This window comes from Microbacterium sp. (assembly GCF_036566905.1).
Classification (GTDB): domain Bacteria; phylum Actinomycetota; class Actinomycetes; order Actinomycetales; family Microbacteriaceae; genus Microbacterium.
In genome coordinates this window covers 186,987-193,513 of the sequence record NZ_DATCVK010000169.1, presented here as the reverse complement: position 1 = coordinate 193,513, position 6,527 = coordinate 186,987, and the positions used below count along the sequence as shown (strand labels likewise).

General features: G+C 69.7%; 6 protein-coding genes. 3 read left to right on the top strand and 3 right to left on the bottom strand.

The features are described from left to right. The 3 genes from VIP82_RS13415 to VIP82_RS13405 all read left to right on the top strand — a co-directional run. Positions 1-389 (top strand): ATP-binding cassette domain-containing protein (locus VIP82_RS13415; RefSeq protein ID WP_331909390.1); only part of this gene is annotated, 389 nt, incomplete at its 5' end. A 14-nt stretch (positions 390-403) separates the two neighbouring features. After that, entirely contained in the window at positions 404-1,621 is a 1,218-nt protein-coding gene (locus VIP82_RS13410; protein ID WP_331909388.1) for an aminotransferase-like domain-containing protein, read from the top strand. Between the two features lie 8 nt (positions 1,622-1,629). Then, positions 1,630-3,168, top strand: coding sequence for a protein adenylyltransferase SelO (locus VIP82_RS13405; RefSeq protein ID WP_331909386.1), 1,539 nt, complete (start codon positions 1,630-1,632; stop codon positions 3,166-3,168). Between the two features lie 67 nt (positions 3,169-3,235). Here VIP82_RS13405 and VIP82_RS13400 read toward each other — a convergent pair whose 3' ends face one another. The 3 genes from VIP82_RS13400 to VIP82_RS13390 all read right to left on the bottom strand — a co-directional run bounded on the left by VIP82_RS13400 (position 3,236) and on the right by VIP82_RS13390 (position 6,381). After that, complete coding sequence (locus VIP82_RS13400) at positions 3,236-3,901, bottom strand: class I SAM-dependent methyltransferase (protein WP_331909384.1); 666 nt, start codon at positions 3,899-3,901, stop codon at positions 3,236-3,238. Positions 3,902-3,977: 76 nt separating this feature from the next. After that, positions 3,978-4,997: an alpha/beta fold hydrolase gene (locus VIP82_RS13395; protein ID WP_331909382.1), complete on the bottom strand. Its 1,020-nt coding sequence runs from the start codon at positions 4,995-4,997 to the stop codon at positions 3,978-3,980. Between the two features lie 82 nt (positions 4,998-5,079). After that, entirely contained in the window at positions 5,080-6,381 is a 1,302-nt protein-coding gene (locus VIP82_RS13390; RefSeq protein ID WP_331909380.1) for a vanadium-dependent haloperoxidase, read from the bottom strand. Positions 6,382-6,527 lie beyond the last annotated feature (146 nt).

Sequence of the window (6,527 nt, the reverse complement as noted above, 5' to 3'; positions counted from 1 at the left end):
CGGCGCACGCGCGGCGGCGGCCGGCCGAGCTCTCCGGCGGGCAGCGGCAGCGGGTCGCGATCGCGCGGGCGCTCGTGCTCGAGCCCGACGTCATCGTGCTCGACGAACCCACCAGCGCGCTCGATGTGAGCGTGCAGGCCGACATCCTCGAAGTGCTGCTGAAGCTGCAGGCGGAGCGAGGCCTCACCTACCTGTTCGTCTCGCACGACCTCGCCCTGGTGCGTCAGGTCGCCGACACCGTCTCGGTGCTGCGCCGCGGCGAGGTCGTCGAGAGCGGTCCGGTCGATCGCGTCTTCGCCGAGCCGCAGCACGAGTACACGAAGTCGCTGCTGTCGGCCATTCCGCGGCCCGAGTCGCGCATCCCCACCGAACTCGCCCGCACGGCCTGAGAACTGGAGCCCCCATGACCCTCGACACCCTGCCCACCCTCGACGCGCGCCAGCTCGAACGCACCGCGCTCGTGCGGGCGTTCACGGCCCCGAAGGGGTTCGGCGACCAGACGCTGCGAGACCGCCGCGCCGATGCCATCGAACTGCTCGGCGGCATTCCTGACCCGGCTGTGCTGCCCGCCCATGAGCTCGCCGACGCGACCGCCCGCGTCCTCGCACAGCCAGGCTTGCCTGCCCTGCAGTACTCGCGCACGGAGGGGATCCCCGCTCTGCGGGAATGGATCGCTGCGCGCGAGGGCGTGCCGGCCTCGCGCATCCTCGTGACGAACGGCGGATTCCACGGACTCGCGCTCGCGATCCAGACGACCGTGGAACGCGGCGACCTCGTCGCCGTCGACAACCCGATCTTCCCCCTGTTCCTGAGGGGTCTCGAACTATCGGATGCGCGCATCCTCCCGGTGCGGGTGGGCCCCCACGGCCTCGATGTCGATGAGCTCGGCGCCGTGCTGCGCGGCGGCGCGCGGCCGGCGGCGCTGTATACCGTGCCCGACTTCCACAACCCGACGCAGGGCTCCCTCTCGCTCGAGGGCCGCCGCGAGCTCGTGCGCCTCGCCGAGCACTACGGCTTCGTCGTCTTCGCCGACAACCCGTATCGCGAGCTGCGCTTCGCGGGTGGCGTGCCGGAGGAGGAGCCGTTCAACCACTCCGAGCGAGTCATCCATGTGAACACCTTCACGAAGACCCTCGGGCCCGGGCTGCGCCTGGGCTGGCTGGTGCTGCCCGAGTCGCTCGTGCCCGACGTCGTCGCCGTGCGAAGCCGTCAGGACTCGCACTCGTCGACCTTCGTCCAGGCCGTCGTCGCCGAGCTCCTGACGCACGATGCCGGGCTCTTCGACGCGACCCTCGATCGCGCGCGTGCGCTGTACGGATCGCGAGCTCGCACCCTCGCCGAGGCGATCGACCGCGAGGCGCCCGGGGAGTTCGAGGTCGAGGTGCCGACCGGCGGCCTCTTCCTCTGGCCACGCCTCCGCGACGCGCGCGTCGATGCGGACCGTCTGGCCGCTGACGCCAGCACGGAGGGTGTCGAGTACCAGCGGGGCTCCTTCTTCCCCTCCGGACCCGGAACGGATGCCGACCGCCGCCTCCGCCTCGCCTTCGGCGACACCACGGAGGACCGTCTGGCCGAGGCGGCCACGCGGCTCGCCCGCGCCCTACGCCGGCAGCGGGAGTGAGCCGCGCCGTGGAGAATCCCGGAGCGTCGATGGGCGGCGCGATCGACCTCGGAGCGCCGGTGGGCGCACCGGCCGTCCTTGTCGATGAGGAATGGCCACCGGTGCTCGAGCATGTCTGGGCGGATGCCTTTCCCGAGCTTTCTCGCCCGGTCTCTCCCGTTCGTCCTCCGCGGCCGCGCCTGCTGGCGGTGAACGAGCAGGTCGCCCGCGATCTCGGCCTCGATCCCGTTCACCTGCGGTCGCAGGCAGGTGTGAGCTTCCTCACCGGCGGGTCGCTCGCGGCAGGTTCCATACCGGTCGCGCAGGTCTACGCGGGTCACCAGTGGGGCGTGTACAAGCCGATCCTCGGCGACGGCCGCGCCGCGCTCCTGGGCGAGCGTCGCGACCGCACCGGACACCTCCGCGACGTGCACCTGAAGGGCATCGGCCCGACGTCGATGTCGCGCGTCGACGGTTTCGCCGCCACCGGGCCGATGCTCCGTGAATTCCTGATGGGCGAGGCGATGCACGCGCTCGGAGTCCCCACCACCCGGGCGCTCGCCGTCGTGGCGACCGGTGCGCCTCGCGAGCATGATGGCCGGGTGCTGCCCGGAGCGGTGCTGGCGCGCACGGCAGCCAGCCATGTGCGGTTCGGCTCCTTCGAGTATGTCCGCGGACAGGATGACCTTGGCGCACTACGGCGCCTCGCGGATCACGTCATCGGCCGGCACTATCCGGAGGCGGCGGCTGCCGGGCACCCGTATCGCGCGCTTCTCCGCGAGATCGTGAACGCGGTGGCCGCGCTCACCGCCCGCTGGATGCGCACCGGCTTCGTCCACGGTGTGCTCAGCACCGACAACGTGCTGGTCTCGGCGGAGACCATCGACTACGGCCCCTGTGCGTTCCTGGATGCGTACGAGCCGGGCGCATCCTTCAGCTCGATCGACCGCTTCGGCCGCTACGCCTACGATCAGCAGCCGTCGATCATGCGCTGGAACATCGAGCGGCTGGGGCACGCGCTCGCGCCGCTCCTGGCAGACGACCCCTCGACGGGGGAGCGGATCGCGACGGACATCGTCGAGGCGTTCGACGCGCGCTACCGAGCGCACTGGGCCGCGGCGTTCCGCATGAAGCTCGGCATCGACGACCGGGTCGACCCGTCAGTGGTCGCAGAACTGGCGCGTGCCGCCCTGGATCTGCTGGGCGATCACGAGGTCGACTTCACCGGGTTCTGGCGGGACCTCGCCACCGCGGCGGTCGGTGACGAACAGCCTCTGCGCGGCCGCTTCCTCGGACCCGTCCCGGACCTCGACGCGTGGCTGAACCGATGGCTGGCATTGGGGCCGGATGCCGCACTCATCCGGGCAGCGAACCCCCTCTACATCGCCCGCAACCACATCGTCGAGGAGGTGCTTCTGTCGGCCACCGAGGGCGACCTCGAGCCGTTCGAGCAGCTGCTCGACCTGCTGCGCGATCCCTACACCGAGCGCTCCGGGCGCGAGTATCGACGCTTCGCGTGGCCGGCCCCGAACGGCGCACCGCGGCATCGCACCTTCTGCGGCACCTGACCGTCAACCTCCGAGGATCGCGTCGCGGGTTCCGGGAGGGATTCGTCGGGGCGGGCGGTTGCGATGTCTACGCCCGCGCGATGCCGGCGATGTGGGTGTTGAACGGCAGGAACGGGGTATGCACCCGGTAGCGCTCAACGGTGACCGTCGCGAATCCCGCGGCGCGCACGGATTGCTCCAGGTCGCGTTCGCAGGAGCAGCCCTCGAACGTCCACGCCCAGGGACGGCGAAGCAGCCTCTGGGCGAGGCGGGTCGTCGTGCCCGGCGCCGCCACGACGTGTTCCAGGAACCGGAAGGTGCCGCCCGGGCGCAGGATGCGCCGTACCTCGGCGAGCACGGCCGCTGGATCGTGCACCGAGCAGAGCACCAGCGAAGAGATCACGCTGTCCACACTGCTGTCGGGAATGTCCGTCTGCTCGGCCATGCGTTCGCGCAGATCGAGCCGCACGCCGCGCCGCTGCGCGGCTTCGATCAGCCGGCCGTGCATGTACCGGTTCGGTTCGATGGCAACGAGCGTGCTGCCGGAGGGCAGGTAGCGGAGGTTGGCGCCGACGCCCGGTCCGATCTCGACGACCTCACGTGGCAGCCCGGCGAACAGCTGCTGCTTGCGGCTGCGCAGGTTCCGCTCCATGTAGGGGTCCATCACTCGAAAGAACGCGGCGTTGAATCGGCCGCGCAAGGCGTGCTGCTCGAAGGTGGCTTCCGGCGAGGTTGCGGTCGCGGTCTCTGTCATCTCTGCTCCTGGGTGTGACGTTGTGGATCAGACCAGAGTGCGCCGCCGGCCACCGTCTTTCAGGCGTGGAACTACCTCACTTCGTCGATCCCGGCGCGTCGCGTTGGGCGACGAACCACGCGGCGATCTGGGCTCGCGATGTGAAACCGAGGCGCAGCCGGATCCGCTCGACGTGACCTTCGGCCGAGCGTTCGTCGATGCCGAGCCGGGTGGCGATCTCCCGATTCGTGCACCCTGCGCTGACCAGGGCGGCGACTTCGGTCTGCCGGGGCGTCAGCGTTCGTGGCCCGCGAGGCAGGCTGCGCAAGCCGAGGAACCGGCGAATCGGCGTCACGACGCCCTGGGCATCGCCCGCGTACGGCAGATGCGAGCGGCCGGGCACCACGACGAGACGCGCATCGGGAATGCCGTCTGCCAGTGCTGCCGCCTGCTCGACGGGAGCGGCCCGGTCTTGGGCACGATGCACCACCAGCGTGGGAGCGCGGACCCGCGGGAGCAGGTCACTCACGTCCAGGCTGTAACTCATCGCCAGCAGCGACCGCGCGGTTTCGGCGGTCGATGATGCCCGCTGGTAGTGAGCGAACTGCTGACGCGACGCGGAGCTGGCGTCGGGGGCGAAGATGTCGGTGAGCACGTCGGAGCCGAGACCCCAGTGCGACTCGATCAGTCCGAGGATGTGGTCCTGCACCGCGGGCGGGGAGACCTCCGCGCCGGACGCCCAGCCGCCATAGAGCACGAGCCGCCGGACGGATTCCGGGTGTGCCGCGGCCCAGGCCACCGCGACGAGCGCGCCCATGGAGGTTCCCATCAGATCGAAAGGCTCGACGCCGACGGCGTCGACGACTGCGGCCAGCTGCTCCAGCTCATGGGACATGGACGGTGCGCGATCGGATGCTGCGGAGAGACCGCAGCCGGCGCGGTCGTACCGCACGAGGCGGCACCCCTTCCCGAGGCTCTCGTAGAAGGCGCGCTCTTCAGGCAGGTCCCAGCTCAGCTGGAGATGACTGAGCCAGCCGCTGACATACACCAGCGGGCGCCCGGCGCCGATCGTCGCATACGCGATCTCGGTGCCGTCGGTCGCCGTCAGCCGCCCCATGCGTTGCTGCACACGCCATTTCACCACGGCCGGGCTTCAGCGCGGTGAGACCAACCCGCACGAAGGAAGCGGCCGGGTCGGGTCACTTCACTGGCTGAAGGAAGTGCTGATCAAGCCAGCGGGCGGCGCTTTCACCGATCCCTGCGCCCTGGACCTCGGCCTCCCGGAAGTGGAGACCTTGGTACACGCGCGCGTCGATGGTGTCGTCGACCACGGCACTGAAGTGCTTGTACTCGCGCGTCGCACCGGTCGCGATCCTCACGACAGTGAAGTCCATCCTGTCGGTTCCGAAGAAGGCGATGGCAGCGTGCATGTATGCCGCCGAAACACAGTTGTAGCCAGACGGATGCTCGGAATACGGCGGAGCCGCGAGGAGCGGCGCCCATGCTGGATCGCCCACGGTCTTGCGGTTGCCGTCATTGTCGCCCTCGTGGATGGCGGTCACCGGACGCCAGAAGTTCCAGAACCCCTTGTCGTCGAAGCAGTTGATGACACTGTCTGCCGTGGCCAGGTTCAACATGGCGAAGAGGCGGGCTTCCTCGGCGAGCGTGAGTCCCTCCGCCTCGGATATCGCCCGGAACGTGCGGTTGAACAGCTCCGGCGGGTGCGCCGTGTACAGGTCGGCGACGACGTTCTGCTTGGCGGTGCGTCGGCTGTCGATCGCTCCGAGGTCTTTCACCTCGTTGTAGTCCTTCGCGTAGTCGCGGCTGGTCAGCGCGTTCGGCCCTGCCGTCCGGAACTGGGACGTGCTCTCAAGCGTGAACGGATCGACCGCGCTCACCCACGCAAGGGCGTTGCTGGGCTCAGGCGGCGAGATGGGACGCCATTGCCCGGGCCCGGTGCCGACCTGCCACAATATGGGCCCGCCGGTGGGGGAAACCGCGTAGCGGCCGTCATCGGTTCGTGCTTCGAGCATGGCCGCTGCGGCGGCGGCACCTGCTGCCACCCCCTGGGTCTTGGCATCGCCGGCGGGGATACTTGCGAGCGCGGCGGCATAGAGGCCATCAAGCCGGTCCCGGACCACCTGCGGCAACGCCGGTACCAGTCCGATTCCCAAGCCGACCAGCACGTGGTGCGCGGCGGTGGCGACGGCGGCGTCCTGCGACGCCGACGGGGACACCTGTGGAAGATCAGGCAGGTAGGGCTGGTATCCGCCTACGATCGCGTTGACCGCGTCGTAGACGGCTCCTTGCACCATCGCGAGGTGCAATTGCGAGACCGGCGGCGCCTGAGCGGCTCCGGGAATGTCCGCCCCTGTGGGGTTTATCAGCGCGTCCGAAGCATGGAGATTCCAGACTCGCACCGCGTCGGAATGATGCGGTTGTGCCACAGCCGGCGCGGCTCCGAGCGCTGTTGCCACCAGCGCGACGAGAGTTGTGAGCATGACCGCGCCGAGTGTGCGCTTACGCAATCCTGATCGCATGATCCGTCCCCTCCTAGGTCTCACCTGACCGCGGCCAGGCGGCTACGCCGCGACTCGTCAGATGACTGGTCGGTCTGGCCGCAGTGCGAGTGGGCGCAACTCAACCA